This window comes from Kitasatospora sp. NPDC101235, assembly GCF_044767505.1.
In the GTDB taxonomy this organism is placed as follows: domain Bacteria; phylum Actinomycetota; class Actinomycetes; order Streptomycetales; family Streptomycetaceae; genus Kitasatospora.
Map to the genome: position 1 here is coordinate 1 of NZ_JBIWNZ010000003.1, position 17831 is coordinate 17831.

Consider the following 17831-nt stretch of genomic DNA (forward strand, 5'->3'; position numbering starts at 1 on the left):
ACCTCCGCCGCGAACGGAGCGATCTTCGCCTCGGCCAGCGAACGCACCGCCTCACGGAGCATCCCGTGCTCCTCGGAGATACGGAAGAGATCGAAGTCAGCCGCCCCTGCGCTGCCCGCCATGATGCCTGCCTCGTCGTTCAGTGACCGACGCCCGAGCGAGGTCCGACCGACGCCCGGTCCGCGTCGAATCCGCGGTTAACTACCGTTCAGTAGAGATCCTAGGGCGCCGACCTGCGGCTGCCTAGCGTCCCGCGTGTGCAGGTGATCCCGGAGCGCCCTCCGCGGACGGATAGCATCGGGGCATCCGTACTGGTCGCGTCCGCATCCAAGGAGAACCCGTGACCCTCCGCATCTCCGTGATCGGCACCGGCTACCTCGGCGCCACGCACGCCGCCGCGATGGCCGAGTTCGGCTTCGAGGTGCTGGGTCTGGACATCGACCCCGACAAGATCGCCATGCTGACCGCCGGCCGCGTTCCGATGTACGAGCCGGGGCTGTCCGAACTGCTCCTCAAGCACGTGGCCGGGCACGAGGGTTCGACCGGGCGGCTGCGCTTCACCACCTCCGCCCAGGAGGCCGCCGAGTTCGGCGACGTGCACTTCGTCTGCGTCAACACGCCTCAGCGCAAGGGCGAGTTCGCGGCCGACATGTCGTACGTCGACACCGCGATAGACGAGCTCGCGCCGCACCTGACCCGTCCCGCCCTGGTGGTCGGCAAGTCCACCGTCCCGGTCGGCTCGGCGGCCCGGCTGGCCGAGCGGCTGGCCGCGCTGGCGCCGGTCGGCGAGGGCGCCGAACTCGCCTGGAACCCGGAGTTCCTGCGTGAGGGCTTCGCCGTGCAGGACACCCTGCGGCCGGACCGGATCGTGGTCGGCGCCCAGAGCGAGCGGGCCGAGCGGTTGCTGCGCGAGGTGTACGCGGAGCCGATCGCGGCCGGGGTGCCGTTCATGGTCACCGACTACGCGACCGCCGAACTGGTCAAGGCGGCCGCCAACTCCTTCCTGGCCACCAAGATCTCCTTCATCAACGCGATGGCCGAGGTCTGCGAGGCGGCCGGCGCGGACGTCACCCAGCTCAGCAAGGCGCTCGCCTACGACGAGCGGATCGGCGGCAAGTTCCTCAACTCCGGCCTCGGATTCGGCGGCGGCTGCCTGCCCAAGGACATCCGCGCGTTCATGGCCCGGGCCGGCGAGCTCGGCGCCGACCAGGCGCTGACCTTCCTGCGCGAGGTCGACTCGATCAACATGCGGCGCCGCTCCCGGATGGTGGAGCTGGCCCGCGAGCAGTGCGGCGGCGGTTTCCTGGGCCGTCGGGTCGCCGTCCTCGGCGCCGCCTTCAAGCCCAACTCGGACGACATCCGGGACTCCCCCGCCCTCAACGTGGCCGCCCAGATCCAGCTCCAGGGCGCCCAGGTCACCGTCTACGACCCGAAGGCCGTGGACAACGCCCGCAAGATGTTCCCCTCCCTCGCCTACGCCCGCTCCGCCCTGGAGGCCGCCGAGGGCGCCCACGTCGTCCTCCACCTCACCGAGTGGTCGGAGTTCCGCGAGCTGGACCCGGCCGAACTCGGCGCCGTGGTCGCCGAACGCCGCCTCCTCGACGGCCGCAACGTCCTGGACGCCGAAGCCTGGCGCGCCGCCGGCTGGACCTACCGCGCCCTCGGCCGCCCGAGCTGAGGCCCTCCCGATCCCCCTCGCCGCCCCCGGGTCTCCCCGGGGGCGGCGGCGTTTCCGGCCCCCACTTATTTGAACATGTTCAGATTGCGTGCGAGGATCGGTGCCCGCTGTCCACAGAGACCGGGGGGTTCTCCTGATGCACACCGAACGCACCAGCGGGCTGGACCGGCTGCTGACCTGGCTGACCGCAGGTCTGGTGACCGTCGTCCTGCTCGGACCCGCCGTCTACCTGGGCCTCATCGTGTTCGTGTGGACCAGCAGCGACGACGGGCCCGCCAGGACCGGCTGCTCGAAGGTGCTGGCCTTCGCGGGCGGCTCACTGCCCGCCGAGGCCGCCGGGGCCTCGTGCACGGACGACGGCAGCTGGCAGGAGGAGGGCTACGGGGCCGAGTTCCGGATGCCCCGGGCGGACCTCGCCGCCCGGCTGACGGAAGCCTTCCCCCGGGTACGGCAGGACGCCGCCTCCGCCTCGGGGCTGAGCTTCAGCAGCGACGGGGCCGCCGGAACCCACCCGAGCGGGCAGGCCGCGGTCGTCCGGCTGAACGTCACGTACGACGACACCGAAACAGCCCGGGTCAGCCTCCGGGCCTTCAACCTGTGAGCCCCGCCGGGGCGCCGAGCCGTCGCGACGAGTGCGCGGACGTACGGGGTCACCCGTAGCCGCTTCGGCGCTCTCGCTCGCGTGACCGTGCTCGGGGCCTAGCTCAACCGGCCGGCCAGGCCGAGGCGCGGGATCTCGATGGCGGGGCACTTGTCCATCACCATGTCGAGGCCGGCCGCCTGCGTCCGCTCGTACGCGGCTTCGTCGATCACGCCGAGCTGGAACCAGACCGCCTTGGCGCCGATGCGGACCGCCTCGTCCGCGACCTCACCGGCGAGGTCCGACCGGACGAAGACGTCCACCACGTCGACCTCGAAGGGGATGTCCGCGAGGGACGCGTACCCCTTCTCGCCGTGCACCGTCTCCGCCTTCGGGTGCACGGGAACGATCCGCTTGCCGAAGCGCTGCAGCACCTCGGCCACGCCGTAGGCCGCCCGTCGCCGGTTGGACGAGAGGCCCACGACGGCCCAGGTGTCGCCCAGCTCGCTCAGGATCTTCCGGACCGTCTCCGGGTCGCCGTACATGCCCTGCCTCCTCGCAGCCGAGCGCCGAGAACTCACCTCACCCCAGCGCCACCGCTCCCCCGGCCATTCCCGGCCGGGATCGCGCTGGTCGACCCGCCGGGCCGGGACGAAACCGGATGGCATCCGGCGCAACCGTCCCGGTCGGCGTGGTGGACGTGACAGGTGCCCGGTTAGGAGGCCGAGCCGTCCAGCCGGGCGATGGTGGCGATGGAGGGGCGGCGGCTCGCGCGCAGCCCGGCGGCCACCGACTCGGCGTCGCGCAGGACGCGGACGGCGTTGTGCCAGGTGAGCTTGGCCAGGTCGGCCTCCGACCAGTGGCGGCCGAGGAGTTCGGCGACCAGGTTGGGGTAGCCGGCCACCGAGTCCAGGCCGTCCGGCAGGAAGGCGGTGCCGTCGAAGTCGCCGCCGATGCCGATGTGGTCGATGCCGGCCACCTCGCGCATGTGGTCGAGGTGGTCGGCGACGGTGGCCGGGGTGGCGACCGGGCGCGGGTTGGCTGCCTCGAAGGCGCGCTGGCGCTCCATGGCCGGCGGGGTGGTGTCCAGCGGGTGGAAGCCGTGGGCACGCATGTTCTCGTCGGCGGCCCGGGTCCACTCGATGGCGGCGGGCAGGATGAACTTCGGCACGAAGGTCGCCATCGCCACGCCGCCGTTGGCGGGCAGCTGGGCGAGCACGTCGTCCGGGATGTTGCGCGGGTGGTCGCAGACCGCGCGCGAGGAGGAGTGCGAGAAGACCACCGGCGCCTCGGTCACCCGCAGGGCGTCGCGCATGGTGTCGGCGGAGACGTGCGAGAGGTCGACCAGCATGCCGAGCCGGTTCATCTCCCGGACGACCTCCTCGCCGAACCGGGTCAGCCCGCCGGCCACCGGCTTGTCGGTCGCGGAGTCCGCCCACGGCACGTTGTCGTTGTGGGTGAGCGTCAGGTACCGCACGCCCAGCTCGTACAGGGCGCGCAGGGTGGCCAGCGAGCAGTCGATGGAGTGGCCGCCCTCGGCGCCCATCAGGGAGGCGATCCGGCCCTCGGCGCGGGCCGCCTCGATGTCCGCGGCGGTACGGGCCAGGCGCAGCCGGTCCGGGTAGCGCTCGACCAGGGCGTGGACGAAGTCGATCTGCTCCAGGGTGGCGCTCACCGCGTGGTCGCCGGCCAGCGAGGAGGGGACGTAGACGGACCAGAACTGCGCGCCGACCCCGCCCTCCGCGAGGCGGGCCAGGTCGGTGTGCAGGCGGTCGCTCTGGTCGGCGGCGAGGTCGAGCGCGCCGAGGTCGTACCCGGCCTGCTCGCGCATCGCCCAGGGGAGGTCGTTGTGGCCGTCCACGACGGGGGCGGTGCGCAGCAGGGCGCGGGCTCGGTCCAGCGGGGTGAGGGAGTCCAGGTCAGCGGTCATGCGAGCTGTTCTACCCCACCCCCGCGGGTGGGCGAACTACTTGCCGAAGCCGAAGGAGGACGAACCGGCCACCTTGGCGCGCAGCTTCTTGCCCTTCTCGGTGGCCTGGTTGTTCAGCTCGGCCTGGAAGTCGGTCATCTTCTCGGTGAGCTCGGGGTCGAAGGCGGCGAGCATCCGCACCGCGAGCAGGCCGGCGTTGCGCGCGCCGGCCACCGAGACGGTCGCCACCGGCACGCCGGCCGGCATCTGGACGATCGACAGCAGGCTGTCCATGCCGTCCAGGTAGCGCAGCGGCACCGGCACGCCGATGACGGGCAGCGGGGTGACCGAGGCAAGCATGCCCGGCAGGTGGGCCGCGCCGCCGGCGCCCGCGATGATCGCCTTCAGGCCGCGCCCGTGGGCCTGCTCGCCGTACGCGACCATCTCGCGGGGCATCCGGTGCGCGGAGACGACGTCCACCTCGTAGGGGACCTCGAACTCGTCGAGGGCCTGGGCGGCGGCCTCCATGACCGGCCAGTCGGAGTCCGATCCCATCACGATGCCGACGAGGGGTGCGTTCGAGGCGGGGCTCATTCGGTGATCGTTCCTCGCAGGTAGGCGGCCGCGTGGCGGGCGCGCTCGCGGACGTCTTCGAGGTCGTCCCCGAAGACGTTGACGTGGCCGACCTTGCGGCCGGGCTTCACGTCCTTCCCGTACATGTGGATCCGCAGCCCGGGGTCGCGGGCCATGCAGTGCAGGAAGGGGTGGTACATGTCCGGGTAGTCGCCGCCGAGGACGTTGACCATGACGGTCCACCCGGCGCGCGGGCGGGGGTCGCCGAGCGGGAGGTCGAGGACGGCCCGCAGGTGGTTCTCGAACTGCGAGGTGACCGCACCGTCCTGGGTCCAGTGGCCGGAGTTGTGCGGGCGCATGGCCAGCTCGTTGACCAGGACGCGGCCGTCCCGGGTCTGGAACAGCTCGACGGCGAGGTGGCCGACGATGCCGAGTTCGCCGGCGATCCGCAGGGCGAGCTGCTGGGCCTCGTCGGACAGGGCCGGGTCGAGGTCCGGCGCGGGGGCGGTGACCTCGGCGCAGACGCCGTTCTCCTGGACGCTCTCCACCACCGGGTAGGCGACGGCCTGGCCGCTGGGCGAGCGGACCACGTTGGCGGCCAGCTCGCGGACGAAGTCGACCTTCTCCTCGGCCAGCACCGCGACGCCGGCCAGGAACGGGGCATGCGCCTGCTCCTCGTCGTCGACGACCCAGACGCCCTTGCCGTCGTAGCCGCCGCGGACGGTCTTCAGCACGACGGGGTACCCGGAGCCCTCGTTCGCGAACGCGGTGACGTCGGCCGGGTCGGCGACGATCCGGTGCCGGGGGCAGGGCACGCCGATGGAGTCCAGCTTGGCCCGCATCACGCCCTTGTCCTGGGCGTTGACCAGCGCGTCCGGGCCGGGGCGGACGGCGATGCCGTCGGCCTCCAGGGCCCGCAGGTGCTCGGTGGGGACGTGCTCGTGGTCGAAGGTGATCACGTCGCAGCCGGCGGCGAAGGCGCGCAGGGTGTCGAGGTCGCGGTAGTCACCGAGGACGACGTCGGAGACCACCTGCGCGGCGGAGTCCTGGGGCGTGTCGGCGAGGAGTTTGAACCTGACCCCGAGCGGGATGCCCGCCTGGTGTGCCATGCGGGCCAGCTGCCCGCCACCGATCATGCCCACCACTGGAAAATTCATATTGCCCGGGGAAGTCACGCGGCCCAGGATATCCGGGCCGGTCGGGGGTGGTGGAGCCGCCGCCGGGGCCACCGGATCGGACGCGCGTAGATGTCAACCTGCCGCCCAAGGGGCTGAGCCGTTCGATGGAAGCGGGTAGCCTGGTCGGCCGGGTCCTGGTCTGCGCGGTCCGATCATGTGCGTGCACGCAGGGCTCAAGGGGTAGCCGCACCGCCGTGGCCGGCCCTTTCGACCCGCAGGCCTATGGAGGCAGTCCGGTATGGCGACGACCGCAGCTTCGAAACGCCCGCTTGCGCAGAAACTGCGCGGGCTCACGGGCGAAGTCGTGAAGTTCGGCATCGTCGGCCTGAGCGGCGTGGTGGTCAACTTCGCCGTCTTCTGGGTCTGCATCAACGGCATGGGCCTGGCCTCGGTGCGGTCGAACATCGTCGCGACGGTGATCGCGATCGCGACCAACTACCTGGGCTACCGCTACTGGCTGTACCGGGACCGCGACGCCGCCTCCCGCAAGCGGGAGATCACGCTCTTCCTGGTCTACAGCGGCATCGGCATGCTGATCGAGACCGGCGTGCTCGGCTTCTCGGTGTACGTGCTCGACCTGCGCTCGCACTACGAGCAGATCGGCGCCAAGGTGATCGGCCTCGCCGTGGCCACCGTCTTCCGCTTCGTCTCGTACCGCACCTGGGTGTTCAAGGCCGTGCCGGAGCCGGTCGGACTGCCCGCCCAGCAGCCGGCGGCTGCCGCCGGCGGCCAGGAGCTGCCCGCGCAGGCCAAGCTGATGCTGGCCGCCGAGCCGATCCGCTTCGCCAAGGCCGAGTAGGCCCCGCAGCCCCCGCTCCTCGCTCCTCGCAGCCCCGGCAGGCCGAACCGGCCGCCGGGGTTTGCCGTGTCCGCCGCCACCGGAGGACGGTGGCGGCCGAGGGCGGGCACGGTCGGCGAACGATAGCGGCCGAGGGGGCCGGCGGGCTCGCCATGGCGTCCGTCCGGGCCCACGTGCCCGGACCGGGACCCGCTCAGTCCTGGTGGCTGCGCCCGAGGAAGAGCGCGAACACCGCCGGCTTCAGCGAGAGCAGTTCGAGCCGCCCGCCGTCCGCCTCCGCGAGGTCGCGGGCGACGGCCAGCCCGATGCCGGTGGAGTTGCGCCCGCTGACCGCGCGTTCGAACACCCGGTTGCCGAGGTCCGGCGGCACGCCGGCGCCCTGGTCCTGGACCTCGACCACCACCGAGGTGCCGGACGGCCGGACCCGCAGGGTGATCGTCCCGGCGCCGTGCATCAGCGAGTTCTCGATCAGGGTGGCCAGCACCTGGGCCACCGTCCCCGGGGTACCGACCGCGGTGACCCCGTGCAGTCCCTCCAGGGAGAGCACCCGGCCCTTCTCCCGCAGCGTCGGGCCCCACTCCTCCACCTGCTGCTTGATCACCTCGTCCAGGTCGAAGGCGACGGCGGTGGGGCTGCGCGGGTCGCGCTGGGTGGTGAGCAGCCGCTGGACCACGTCGGTGAGCCGCTCGACCTGCTGGAGGGCGATGGTCGCCTCCTCCTTGACCGTCTCCGGGTCCTCGGCGAGGGCGGTGATCTCCTCCAGCCGCATGGAGAGCGCGGTGAGCGGGGTGCGCAGCTGGTGCGAGGCGTCGGCGGCGAGCCGGCGCTCGGCGGTCAGCATCCGGGCGATCCGCTCGGCACTGGTGTCCAGCACCTCGGCGACCCGGTCGAGCTCGGGCACCCCGTAGCGGCGGTCGCGCGGGCGGGGGTCGCCGGAGCCGAGCCGCTCGGCGGTCTCGGCGAGGTCGGTGAGCGGCCGGGCGAGCCGCTTGGCCTGCCAGACGGCGAGCGCCACCGCGGCCTGGACGGCGAGCAGGGCGACCACGCCGAGCAGCAGCAGGTTGTTGGCGATCTCGTGGTCGACGTCCTCGCGGGACTGCTCGACCGTGACGGTCTCGCCGCTGTTGCCCCGTTCGACGGCCTTCAGCAGGTGGTTCCCGGCCGGGCGCTCGCCCGCGGAGACCACCGGCTGGCCGGGCACCTGCACCTCGACGTAGCTGCCCTCGGTGACCTGGCTCTCGAAGGCCCGCCCGGTGACCGGCTCGCCCGCGGCGAGCCGGCTCTCGACGAGGGCGAGCACCCGGACGGCGGCCGCGTCCACCCGGTCCTGGGCCGAGTTGACGATGGTCCGCTTCTCGACCAGGGCGAGCGGCACGCAGAACACCGCGACCACCACCAGGACGACGCCCAGCAGCGAGTTGATCATCCTGCGTTTCACGCTGCCGCTCCCCGAGGTGTTCCGCTCCACCGGACGACGTCCGGCCCCGATCTCTTACGGGGGTTGATCTCCTACAGGCTCGCACGAGCTCCTACGGGCCGACGGGCTCCTGCGGGGTCAGTTCTTCTCGAACCGGAACCCCACGCCGCGCACGGTGGCGATGTAGCGGGGGTTGGCCGCGTCGTCGCCGAGCTTCTTGCGGAGCCAGGAGATGTGCATGTCCAGGGTCTTGGTGGAGGTCCACCAGGTGGTGTCCCAGACCTGCCGCATGATCTCCTCGCGGGTGACCACCCGGCCGGCGTCCCGGACCAGGACCCGCAGCAGCTCGAACTCCTTGGCGGAGAGGGTGAGCTCCTCGTCGCCGAGCCAGGCGCGGTGGGACTCGATGTCGATCTTCACGCCGTGCGCGCCGGTGGTGAGCTGGTCGACGTTGCCGCGCCGGAGCAGGGCCCGGACGCGGGCGAGCAGTTCGGCCAGGCGGAAGGGCTTGGTGACGTAGTCGTCGGCGCCGGCGTCCAGGCCGACCACGGTGTCCACCTCGTCCGCGCGGGCGGTGAGCACCAGGACGGGGCAGCTCTTGCCGTCGGCGCGCAGGCGGCGGCAGACCTCCAGACCGTCCATCTCGGGCAGGCCGAGGTCCAGGACGACGAGGTCGACCTCCTCGGTGAGGCCGGCGGCCAGTGCGGTCGGACCGTCCTCGCGGACGAGCACCTCATAGCCCTCGCGTCGCAGGGCCCGGGCGAGCGGTTCGGAGATCGCCGGATCGTCCTCGGCAAGCAGCACACAGGTCATGTGGTGATGGTAGTCCGCCGGGGTATACCCGGACGCCCTGTGAGGTAGTTCACAGAGCGTGATCGTTATACAAGGACCCGATCGGACTCAACGCGGCATGACAGACCGGCCGTTCAGCGAATAATCCCCGCCTGGATCTTCAAACCGAAGGAAGACGCGCCCGTCTACCATCGATACGCCGGGAAGATCTGGTTCCAACTTTGTTATTCCCACACCTGATTCATGGCTTTTGTCATCTGATAAAGCCAAATGTCGCCACGTAGAGTGGTTTCGTCCACGTCCGCCGCCATCCCCATGGGCGGACGCTGTCAGGCAAGGAACCACTACTCATGGCGTCTAAGACCCTGGACGCCGACGTCACGTCGGCCTCTCCCAGCGGCAAGACCTTCCTCGGGCACCCCCGGGGGCTCGCCACGCTGTTCATGACCGAGATGTGGGAGCGCTTCTCCTACTACGGCATGCGCGCCCTGCTGATCTACTACCTGGTCTCCGGTGGCGCCGACGCCGCCGTTGGCAGCCAGGGCGGCGGCCTCGCCATGACGGCGACGACGGCGACGGCGATCTACTCCGTCTACGTCTCGATGGTCTACCTCATGGCCTACCCGGGCGGTTGGTTCGGTGACCGGGTCTGGGGCGCCCGCAAGACGGTCGCCATCGCCGGGTTCGTGATCATGTTCGGCCACATCGCGCTGGCCGTCCCGGGCCAGGTGGCGTTCTTCGTCGGCCTGCTCCTGGTCGCGCTCGGTTCCGGGCTGCTGAAGGCCAACATCTCCACGATGGTCGGCCAGCTCTACAACGGCCCCGAGGACCCGCGCCGCGACGGTGGCTTCACGGTCTTCTACATGAGCATCAACCTCGGTGCCTTCGTCGCCCCGTTCGTCATCGGGACGATCGGCAAGGAGTACAGCTGGCACCTGGGCTTCGGGCTGGCCGCGGTCGGCATGGCCGTCGGTCTGGTGCAGTTCCTGCTGGGCAGCCGCCACCTGAACCCCAAGAGCAGCGTGGTCCCCAACCCGCTCAAGCCCGCGGAGCGCAACAGCCTGCTGGTGAAGGCCGGCGTGACGGTCCTCGCCATCGCCGCCTTCTACGGCGTCGTCGCCGGGCTGGGCGTCTACACGCTGAACTGGGCCCTGGTCCCGCTGACCCTGGCCGGCCTGCTCATCCCGATCGCCGTGCTGGTCCGCATCAAGCGCGACAAGGACCTGAGCGCCGGCGAGCAGTCCAAGATGTCCGCGTACATCTGGTTCTTCGCCGCGGCCGCCATCTTCTGGATGATCTACGACCAGGGCGGGTCCACGCTCTCGCTGTTCGCGGACAAGAGCACCGCGGACACCCTGTTCGGCTTCGGCTTCTCGGCCACCTGGTACCAGTCGCTGAACCCGCTGTTCGTGATGGCGCTCGCGCCGGTCTTCGCCTGGCTGTGGCTGTGGCTGTCCCGCCGGGACAAGGAGCCGAACACCATCGTGAAGTTCTCGATCGGCCTGCTCCTGATCGGCGCCTCGTTCTTCATCTTCATCGTCCCGATGAACATGGCGGACAACGGCACCATGGTCTCCCCGCTGTGGCTCGTCTCGATCTACCTGATCCAGACCATCGGCGAGCTGTGCCTCTCCCCGGTCGGCCTCTCGGTCACCACGAAGATGGCGCCGCAGAAGTACGCCTCCCAGATGATGGGCGTCTGGTTCCTCGCCGTCACCGCCGGTGACTGCGCCACCAGCCTGCTCTCGCTGGCCGGCGTCAGCCTCGACGGCACCGGGATCATCGCGGTGCAGGCCGCGCTCGCGGCCCTCGCGGGGCTCGCCGTCTACACGTACCGCAAGCGGGTCCAGGCCCTCATGGGCGACGTGCGCTGACGCACCGACCTCCGGCTCACGACTCCGGGGCCGCCGTGGATTCCTGAGATCCACGGCGGCCCCGGCCGTTTCCCGCTCGGCCGTTCCCCCGCTCGACCGTCAATCCGCTCGACAGGGGCGTGTCGGCCGTGCCTATGGTGCCCGGCATGACGACCCTCTCCTTACCCCGTCAGCTGGCCCGCACCCGGCGGTTCACCCTGGGCGTCCCGGTCCAGCCGGAGCCCTCGCCGGACGGCACCACCGTGCTCTTCCTGCGCGGCCGGACCGGCACCGACCCGCTCGCCTGCCTCTGGGCCCTGGACACCGCCACCGGCGCGGAGCGGCTGATCGCCGACCCGGCCGCACTGGGCGCCGGCGAGGGAATCGCCGCGTACAGCACCGACGCCGCGGGCGCGCTCGCCGCCTTCACGCTGGACGGCGCACTGTGGCTGGCCGACACCGCCGGCGGCACCGTCCGCCGGGTGCCCGTCCCCGGCCCGCCGGAGGACCCCCGGATCGACCCGACCGGCCGCCGGATCGCCTACGTCAGCGACCGCGCCCTGCGGGTGGTCGGCGTCGACGGCACGCAGGAGCGGGCGCTCGCCCGGCCCGAGGCCGAGGACGTCACCTACGGGCTCGCCGAGTACGTCGCCGCCGAGGAGATGTTCCGCGACCGCGGCCACTGGTGGTCCCCCGACGGCACCGCGCTGCTGGTCGCCCGGGTCGACAACCGCAAGGTCACCCGACTCTTCCTGGCCGACCCGACCGACCCGCAGCACCCGCCGCGCACCATCCGGTACCCGCTGGCCGGCACCGCCAACGCGGACGTCTCGCTGTGGCTGCTCGGCCTCGACGGCAGCCGCACCGAGGTCCGCTGGGACCGCGCCGTCTTCGAGTACCTCACCGCCGCCGGCTGGGACGGCCACGGCCCGTACGCCGCCGTGCAGAGCCGCGACCAGCGCACCGTCCGCACCCTGGCGATCGAGCCGGACGGCGCCACCCGGGTGCTCGCCGAGCAGCGCGACGAGCACTGGGTCGAGCTCCTCCCCGGCCTGCCGGTGCGCACCGCGGCCGGCTCGCTGGTCGACTCCGCCGACCTGGGCGACACCCGGCACCTGACCGTCGACGGCAAGCCGGTCACCCCGCCCGGGCTCCAGCTGCGCGCGGTCCTCGGGACGGAGGGCGAACAGGTGCTGTTCACCGCCTCCGACGAACCCACCGAGACCCACCTCTGGACGTACCGACCGGACACCGGCCCACAGCGGCTGAGCAGCGGCCCCGGCCTGCACACCGGCGTGCGGCGCGGCGGCACACTGGTGCTCTCCACCCGGGCCCAGGGCCACCCCGGCGGTCGCTCCACCGTCCTGCGCGAGGGCCGCCCGGCGCTCCCGCTCGACTCCCGCGCCGAGCCGCCCGTCGTCACCGCACGGCCCGAACTGCTCCGGCTCGGCTCGCACGAACTGCGCGCCACGCTGTTCCTGCCCGCCGACCACCGCCCCGGCGACGGCCCGCTGCCCGTCCTGCTCGACCCGTACGGCGGGCCCGCGACGCAGAAGGCCACCACCGGTGGCCTCTGGTGGGACCAGGTCTCGCAGTGGTTCGCCGACCAGGGCTTCGCGGTCCTCGTGGTGGACGGCCGCGGCACCCCCGGGCGCGGGCCCCGCTGGGACAAGACGATCCACGGCGACAAGGCGGAGCCCGCCCTCGGCGACCAGATCGAGGGCCTGCGGGCGGCCGACCGGCTGCGGCCCGGGCTGCTCGACCTCGACCGGGTCGCCATCCGCGGCTGGTCCTACGGCGGCTACCTCGCCGCCCTCGCGGTGCTGCGGCGCCCGGACGTCTTCCACGCCGCCTCCGCCGGGGCCGCGCCCACCGACCACCGGCTCTACGACACCCACTGGCAGGAACGCTTCCTCGGCCACCCCGACGAGCACCCCGAGTACTACGACGCCTGCGACCTCGTCACCGAGGCGCCGAAGCTGAGCCGACCGCTGCTGCTGATCCAGGGCCTCGCGGACGACAACGTCTTCCCCGTCCACACCCTGCGGCTCTCGCACGCTCTGCTCGCCGCCGGCCGCCCCCACGAAGTCCTGCCGCTGCGCGGCGCCGGCCACCGGCCGACCGACGAGGCGGTGGTGGCCAACCTGCTGCGGCACGAACTTGCCTTCCTACGACGGTCGTTGGGCGTGGAATGAGCAGGTGGCCCGCCCCGGTGGACCACCGCGGCGGGCCCCGGTCACTTCGCATCACCCCCGAATTTCCTTCCTGTGCCACGACCGAACGTCTACTCATTGGGATCGGGTCCCGAGTAGGAAGGTGACCGGAAGGTGCGACGGAAAGCCTCGGGGCCGTGCCGCTGGTCGAGCCACCTCGTCAGGCGGAGCAGATCGCCGCTGATCACCGCCTCGATGATGAGCTCGTGCAGTGTGTCCGCGTCGGGCCCGCCCATGTCGGTGAGGAAGCGCTGATAGCGCGTGCCGACACCGTGTTCGTATCCGGCCATGGCCAGGTGGAAGCGGGTGGCAACGCCAGGCTCCGCGTGGTCGAAGTCGCTCGGCTCCAGCCGTCCCGTGGTGTCGCGGAACGCCAGGCGATCGGAGGCTGCGATGCGCTCGGCCAAACCGAGACGGTCGGCCACCACGGCGGCGATCAGCCGAGCCTCCCGATCGGTGGCCCCCTCCATCACGATGCCGAGATTCCGCGTCGAGGGAGCATCGGCCCGGTCCTGGGTCGAGTACGTCCGACCGTGCAGGTCGCGACGGTTGATCCCGTAGCGGCTTCGGATCACCTGCTCTCCCTGGAGCCGGTACTCCCGGAAGGAGCCCCAGTGGAGGCAGTCGTGAGCGTAGGACCGAAGCAGGTCAAGCGCCACCAGTTCCGGCGATGACAACCAGGGGTCGCTCAGCCGCCCGTACCTCGTGATCACCGACGCCAGTTGCACGTGCCGGTAGCCCTGGTTCGGGTGGTGGAAGCCGCCGAAGGCATCGGGCCGGGTCGAGCGCACCCCGACCCACACCCGGTCGATCGGCAACAGCCGATTCAGCCCCAATTCCCGGTAGCGGTCGGCCAGGAGGGCCGAGCCCTGCCGGAAGACCTCGCGGGCCGACTCGTCGGACCACGTGTCGAGTACCCAGTGCAGGAGTGAGAACGTGAGGTGCGGGTGAGCCCGGTCGAGCGCTGCCGTCGCCCGTCGCGCGGCCAGCAGGTGAGCCAACTCGGCCCGCTCGGCGGCATCGCCGGCCAGGTGCTCGTTCGGCGCCAGGCAGGAGGGCGTGAGCGAGCGGCCGAGGGTCAGGACGGCCGACCTTTCATTCGGCCCGCGATCCCGCACGCCTGATGGCAGCGGGCCTGCCCGGCCCCGTCTCCCGACCGTGTGAGCGAGAAGCAGATTAGGGGAATTCCAGGCAGCCACTCAACGATATTCCCGATGTCGATTAAAGATCTCGCGATATCCCTCGATGGCGGTCGGCCCACTCACGCAGCTTGACGCGGGCGCTCTCGCCCCAGAGGGAATATCCCTCAAAGGTTCGAAACTCGCCCAGGTACTCCTGGATATCGCGGGGATCGCGAAAAACGAGCGCACCCGTGGAGACTTCCACGGTGGCCAGCGAGGCGTCGTAAATAGTGAAGACATTCAGCGGCGCCCACGGCATATGGCCGGCCATCGGGATGACTCCGAGCCGAACGTTCGGCAAGAGGGAGACGGAAGCCAGCCGGTCGAGCTGCATGGCCATGGCCTGTTCCGGGACAAGTGGCCAGAGGCATGCCTGCTCGGTCAGGATGAAGGTGAAGCGCTTGGTGGAATCATAGAGAACGGCCTGCCGGTCCAGCTTCCTGGCGATGGCCTTCGAATGGTCACCAGGGAATGGGGCAAGACTGGCCCTGATGTATTCAGGTGTCGCAAGCAAGCCCGTGATCATGGTTGGCAGGAAGTATCTGAACTCCGTCGAGTTCTGCTCAAGGGTCGCCAGTTCGACTTGCTTCTTGTCCAGCCCCTTGCGACGCAGGGCCCTGGCATCCTGCCACTCCGTGTTCGCAATGCGAGCGAGGACGGTCACCTGTGCCATCAGCTCCGTCGGCGCCCCGAGCGCTCGCAGGATCAGCTCGACGTCGACGAGTGATGGCGTGACCTTGCCGGTCTCGATCTTGGAGATCTTGGACTGCGACATGTTGACACGCCTAGCGAGCTGGACCCCGGAGAGTCCAGCTCGCTTGCGAAGCTCTTGAAGGATTGCCGCCAGGTCCGAGTTCGACTGACCCAGCTCCTGTGGATCAAGCGCCAATGCCCTTCACGTACTCCTCGAAGGGCACCGATTCGGCGATGGCGATCCGCTGGTATTCGATGAACGGGCTGATGTCGCCCTCGAACACGGTGCGGTCGATCTGCGTTCCATCGGGGAGGTAGTTCATGAGCACCACCTCCTTCTGATCGAACATCCAGTAGTCAGGGACACCGGCCAGGGGGTTGGGACGATCCGTGACGTCCATGATCCGCACGTCTTCGCCGGCCCACACGTGGGGCAGGTAGTACATGAACTCGTAGCGGAGATACTCGGAGAGCGGTCGCGTGACGATGTGCACCCGCCCCTTGAGTTTCCCCTCCCGTCGCACTCGTTTGAGGTCTTCCGTGTAGTCGTTGGAATGGGCGTGCGGATCGATTCGCTCACCGGCTCGAAACGCTCGCAGCTCTTCTTCCTCCTGCGGGACGTTGTAGACCGGGAGGGTCTCAAGCCGCCACGCTTCCGTCTTGAACCCACGGAACCTGGCCTGCCAAGCCTCACCATCCAAGCGCACGAACAGCCTCCCGAAGCACACTCTCGGGGATCTCCACCAGCCCTTCGCCGCTGGGCGGCGTGAAGGCACCGGATACGGCCCCCTGGACCACGAACGTCCCCCGCCCGGTGCGGTAGACGTTGGGGCAGCCGTTCTGATTGCACTCCCCCGAGCCACTGCCGTTGCTCGTGTTGGTCAACCGCGTGAGACCCGACCTGGTGTCCATCTCAACCCCCTAGGAGTGCGGCCCGGTTGGACCATCGGTGCACGACGTTAGAGAGCTGGTCGGGCGCTGTCCACGACACGAAGGAAGTATTCCTGTGTCCGACTAAAGATCAGCCGCGCGCCCATCAACCGGCGGCTCCTTGCGGGGAGCAAGGAGCCGCCGGTTGATGAGGGCCGGAACACGCTCACTTCAGGTTCGCGCGGGGAGGTGTGAGCCCTGGAGAGTCGGGTGGATCGGCGAGCTGTCTGCACAGGAAGTCGGGCAGACCGACTTCCTGCTCCCGCGAGCGCCGCCACTCTTGCTGCAGACCCCGCAGCGCCTCAGCGCTTCTTCGCCGCGCCTGCGGCCGCGGCTGGCTACTTCCTTGAGCGTGATCAGGACGGCCATCGCGCCGACCAGTTGGAGAAAGGTCTCGTTCCACTTCGCCCCGTCGAGCCAAGCCGGCTCGACGGGGCGAAGTGACAGAACGATTCGCTCAAGCGTCGGCGATGAGGCGGTCGAACTCGCCTGCCTTCACGCCCTGAAGGAGCGCGCCGACACTGGTACAGGGGTGCTGTTCGACACCTATGCTGCGAGCTTCGACGCGGTGTGGAGCGCCGCCCGACCGGTTGAGGAGAACTGATCACGTGGCACGGACGGAGTTCCACGACGATCCCAACGCACCCAAGCCGAACCGGCTGGTCGTGGCAGCGTCCGCAGTGGTGACGGATCCCGAAGGGCGCATCCTGCTCCAGCGACGCACCGACAACGGCCTGTATGCGCTGCCGGGCGGAACGATGGATCTCGGTGAATCGCTGCCGGGCACGGCCGTCCGAGAGGTCCGCGAGGAAACCGGCCTCGACGTCGAAATCACCGGACTCGTCGGCACGTACACCGACCCCCGACACGTGATCGCCTACTCGGACGGCGAAGTCCGACAGCAGTTCAACGTCTGCTTCACCGCGCGCATCACGGGCGGGGAGCTGCGGATCTCGGACGAGTCCACCGACCTTCGGTTCGTCGTCCCAAGCGACATTGAAGGCTTGCCGATGCACCACACCCAGCGTCTCCGGCTTCGGCACTTCCTGGAGCGCAGGGCGATCCCCTATCTCGGCTGACTGGCACACCGAAGCGGCCCGCTCGCTGCGCGCAGGGAGCGGGCCGCACGAGGACTTTCCGGGCAGCTTGGACGTGAGACGATCCAGAAACGGACATGAGCTTGTAGTCCTCGTGCGGCGTGGCCCGCTCCCACACGGCCTCAAAGGCAGAGCTGACCAGATCCACAACGGCCTGGTCCGTCCGCCACTCCCGGTCGACGACCTCCCCGACTCCGGAGAAGTACGTGAACAGCACGGCGGATCCGTCGAACATCCACAGGTCCGTTCCCGGCAGCGCGATGTCGCCGGCCCTCCGCCGAGGCAACCAGCGGACCAGCTCACCCGCTGCCAGCCCCGCTGAGCTGAGCCGCACCACCGGTTAGGCGGTCAGGAAGTCGGCCGGGGGGGGGGGGGGGGGGGGGGGGGGGCCCCCGCCCCCCCCCCCCCGGCCGCCCCCCCCCGCGCGGGGGGGGGGGGGGGGGGCGCCCGGCCGGGGGGCGCCCCCGCCCCCCGCCCTGTCGCTCCCCCCCCCCCGGTTTGGGGGTTTCCTCTGGCGGGCGGCCATAATGGGGGGCCCACTGCCCCCCCCCCCCCCCCCCGGGGCCCACTTCCTGCGCCGGTCTGGAGGGGAGAGTAACCGGCCGACGGTCAGTGCAGCCGCACCGGAGCCGTCGGGTGGCGGGTGCCTGCCGGGTACGCGACCCGCACAAGCTGCGAGGTCTTCTCGCTGCGGCCACCCGTATCGGTCACGGTCAGCGTGACGGTGTAGTCGCCCTCGTCGGCGTAGCTGCGGCAGGTGTTTCCGGAGTTGTCGGTGGCGAGGGGGGGGGGGGGGGGCCCCCCGGGGGGGGCGCCCCCCCCCCCCCCCCCCCCGCCCCGGGGCGGCCGCCGCGCCCCCCCCCCCCCCCGCCCCGGCGCCCCGGGGGCGCCGCCCGCCCCCCCGGGGCCCACGGCGTGGCCGCCCGGGTGGCCGGGGT

17 protein-coding genes and 2 pseudogenes are annotated in these 17831 nt (G+C 70.9%); 7 read left to right on the forward strand and 12 right to left on the reverse strand.

Annotated elements, in window-relative coordinates; genetic code table 11:
• Positions 1 to 122 (reverse strand): annotated as a pseudogene (locus ACIRRH_RS06080) (acyl-CoA dehydrogenase family protein); the annotation flags it as partial.
• A gap of 218 nt (positions 123 to 340) precedes the next feature.
• Here ACIRRH_RS06080 and ACIRRH_RS06085 point away from each other — a divergent pair.
• On the forward strand, positions 341 to 1678 hold the full coding sequence (locus ACIRRH_RS06085; protein ID WP_403062455.1) for a UDP-glucose dehydrogenase family protein: 1338 nt from the start codon (positions 341 to 343) through the stop codon (positions 1676 to 1678).
• A 136-nt stretch (positions 1679 to 1814) separates the two neighbouring features.
• Positions 1815 to 2279 (forward strand): hypothetical protein, encoded by a 465-nt coding sequence (locus ACIRRH_RS06090; RefSeq protein WP_403062458.1) that lies wholly within the window; start codon positions 1815 to 1817, stop codon positions 2277 to 2279.
• 98 nt (positions 2280 to 2377) lie between these two features.
• On the opposite strand, the gene ACIRRH_RS06095 is transcribed toward ACIRRH_RS06090, so the two are convergent.
• From ACIRRH_RS06095 to ACIRRH_RS06110, 4 genes are all read right to left on the reverse strand, one after another.
• Positions 2378 to 2803, reverse strand: coding sequence for a CoA-binding protein (locus ACIRRH_RS06095; RefSeq protein WP_403062461.1), 426 nt, complete (start codon positions 2801 to 2803; stop codon positions 2378 to 2380).
• Between the two features lie 170 nt (positions 2804 to 2973).
• Positions 2974 to 4188 carry a dipeptidase gene (locus ACIRRH_RS06100; protein WP_403062464.1) on the reverse strand — a complete coding sequence of 405 codons (1215 nt, stop codon included), beginning with the start codon at positions 4186 to 4188 and terminating at the stop codon, positions 2974 to 2976.
• Positions 4189 to 4224: 36 nt separating this feature from the next.
• Positions 4225 to 4761, reverse strand: coding sequence for a 5-(carboxyamino)imidazole ribonucleotide mutase (purE, locus tag ACIRRH_RS06105; RefSeq protein WP_403062467.1), 537 nt, complete (start codon positions 4759 to 4761; stop codon positions 4225 to 4227).
• Complete coding sequence (locus ACIRRH_RS06110) at positions 4758 to 5897, reverse strand: 5-(carboxyamino)imidazole ribonucleotide synthase (protein ID WP_403062470.1); 1140 nt, start codon at positions 5895 to 5897, stop codon at positions 4758 to 4760. The genes purE and ACIRRH_RS06110 overlap by 4 nt, the downstream gene beginning before the upstream one ends.
• Positions 5898 to 6156: 259 nt before the next feature.
• Between ACIRRH_RS06110 and ACIRRH_RS06115 the strand changes: the two genes are divergently transcribed.
• The gene (locus ACIRRH_RS06115) at positions 6157 to 6717 is read left to right on the forward strand and encodes a GtrA family protein (RefSeq protein WP_403062473.1); all 561 of its coding nucleotides are present in this window, start codon (positions 6157 to 6159) and stop codon (positions 6715 to 6717) included.
• Positions 6718 to 6910: 193 nt separating this feature from the next.
• Here ACIRRH_RS06115 and ACIRRH_RS06120 read toward each other — a convergent pair whose 3' ends face one another.
• Positions 6911 to 8155, reverse strand: a complete 1245-nt coding sequence (locus ACIRRH_RS06120) for an ATP-binding protein (RefSeq protein ID WP_224278818.1) — start codon at positions 8153 to 8155, stop codon at positions 6911 to 6913.
• A 117-nt stretch (positions 8156 to 8272) separates the two neighbouring features.
• Positions 8273 to 8947: a response regulator transcription factor gene (locus ACIRRH_RS06125; RefSeq protein ID WP_030058577.1), complete on the reverse strand. Its 675-nt coding sequence runs from the start codon at positions 8945 to 8947 to the stop codon at positions 8273 to 8275.
• 329 nt (positions 8948 to 9276) lie between these two features.
• Here ACIRRH_RS06125 and ACIRRH_RS06130 point away from each other — a divergent pair, with 329 nt between their 5' ends.
• Both ACIRRH_RS06130 and ACIRRH_RS06135 read left to right on the forward strand, forming a co-directional pair.
• Positions 9277 to 10800, forward strand: coding sequence for a peptide MFS transporter (locus tag ACIRRH_RS06130; protein WP_403062477.1), 1524 nt, complete (start codon positions 9277 to 9279; stop codon positions 10798 to 10800).
• Positions 10801 to 10946: 146 nt separating this feature from the next.
• Positions 10947 to 12974 carry a prolyl oligopeptidase family serine peptidase gene (locus ACIRRH_RS06135; RefSeq protein ID WP_403062480.1) on the forward strand — a complete coding sequence of 676 codons (2028 nt, stop codon included), beginning with the start codon at positions 10947 to 10949 and terminating at the stop codon, positions 12972 to 12974.
• Positions 12975 to 13063: 89 nt separating this feature from the next.
• Here ACIRRH_RS06135 and ACIRRH_RS06140 read toward each other — a convergent pair whose 3' ends face one another.
• From ACIRRH_RS06140 to ACIRRH_RS06155, 4 genes are all read right to left on the reverse strand, one after another.
• Positions 13064 to 14110 (reverse strand): hypothetical protein, encoded by a 1047-nt coding sequence (locus ACIRRH_RS06140; RefSeq protein ID WP_403062483.1) that lies wholly within the window; start codon positions 14108 to 14110, stop codon positions 13064 to 13066.
• 103 nt (positions 14111 to 14213) lie between these two features.
• Complete coding sequence (locus ACIRRH_RS06145; RefSeq protein WP_403062486.1) at positions 14214 to 15062, reverse strand: Scr1 family TA system antitoxin-like transcriptional regulator; 849 nt, start codon at positions 15060 to 15062, stop codon at positions 14214 to 14216.
• Complete coding sequence (locus tag ACIRRH_RS06150) at positions 15052 to 15573, reverse strand: DUF6879 family protein (RefSeq protein ID WP_403062489.1); 522 nt, start codon at positions 15571 to 15573, stop codon at positions 15052 to 15054. The genes ACIRRH_RS06145 and ACIRRH_RS06150 overlap by 11 nt, the downstream gene beginning before the upstream one ends.
• Positions 15557 to 15778: a hypothetical protein gene (locus ACIRRH_RS06155; protein ID WP_403062492.1), complete on the reverse strand. Its 222-nt coding sequence runs from the start codon at positions 15776 to 15778 to the stop codon at positions 15557 to 15559. Before ACIRRH_RS06155 ends, ACIRRH_RS06150 begins: the two co-directional genes overlap by 17 nt.
• 364 nt (positions 15779 to 16142) lie before the next feature.
• On the opposite strand from ACIRRH_RS06155, the gene ACIRRH_RS06160 reads away from it, so the two are divergent.
• Both ACIRRH_RS06160 and ACIRRH_RS06165 read left to right on the forward strand, forming a co-directional pair.
• Positions 16143 to 16400 carry a hypothetical protein gene (locus tag ACIRRH_RS06160; protein WP_403062494.1) on the forward strand — a complete coding sequence of 86 codons (258 nt, stop codon included), beginning with the start codon at positions 16143 to 16145 and terminating at the stop codon, positions 16398 to 16400.
• Between the two features lie 4 nt (positions 16401 to 16404).
• Complete coding sequence (locus ACIRRH_RS06165) at positions 16405 to 16875, forward strand: NUDIX domain-containing protein (protein ID WP_403062497.1); 471 nt, start codon at positions 16405 to 16407, stop codon at positions 16873 to 16875.
• A 112-nt stretch (positions 16876 to 16987) separates the two neighbouring features.
• Here the strand turns inward: ACIRRH_RS06165 and ACIRRH_RS06170 are convergent.
• A pseudogene (locus ACIRRH_RS06170) lies at positions 16988 to 17230 on the reverse strand (DUF6879 family protein); the annotation flags it as partial.
• Between the last annotated feature and the right edge of the window lie 601 nt (positions 17231 to 17831).

Bases quoted from the DNA above. Each gene is read 5' to 3' on its own strand.
- ACIRRH_RS06090 (WP_403062458.1), top strand. From the start codon at position 1,815: ATGCACACCGAACGCACCAGCGGGCTGGACCGGCTGCTGACCTGGCTG.
- ACIRRH_RS06095 (WP_403062461.1), bottom strand. From the start codon at position 2,803: ATGTACGGCGACCCGGAGACGGTCCGGAAGATCCTGAGCGAGCTGGGC.
- ACIRRH_RS06100 (WP_403062464.1), bottom strand. From the start codon at position 4,188: ATGACCGCTGACCTGGACTCCCTCACCCCGCTGGACCGAGCCCGCGCC.
- purE (WP_403062467.1), bottom strand. From the start codon at position 4,761: ATGAGCCCCGCCTCGAACGCACCCCTCGTCGGCATCGTGATGGGATCG.
- ACIRRH_RS06110 (WP_403062470.1), bottom strand. From the start codon at position 5,897: ATGAATTTTCCAGTGGTGGGCATGATCGGTGGCGGGCAGCTGGCCCGC.
- ACIRRH_RS06115 (WP_403062473.1), top strand. From the start codon at position 6,157: ATGGCGACGACCGCAGCTTCGAAACGCCCGCTTGCGCAGAAACTGCGC.
- ACIRRH_RS06125 (WP_030058577.1), bottom strand. From the start codon at position 8,947: ATGACCTGTGTGCTGCTTGCCGAGGACGATCCGGCGATCTCCGAACCG.
- ACIRRH_RS06130 (WP_403062477.1), top strand. From the start codon at position 9,277: ATGGCGTCTAAGACCCTGGACGCCGACGTCACGTCGGCCTCTCCCAGC.
- ACIRRH_RS06135 (WP_403062480.1), top strand. From the start codon at position 10,947: ATGACGACCCTCTCCTTACCCCGTCAGCTGGCCCGCACCCGGCGGTTC.
- ACIRRH_RS06155 (WP_403062492.1), bottom strand. From the start codon at position 15,778: ATGGACACCAGGTCGGGTCTCACGCGGTTGACCAACACGAGCAACGGC.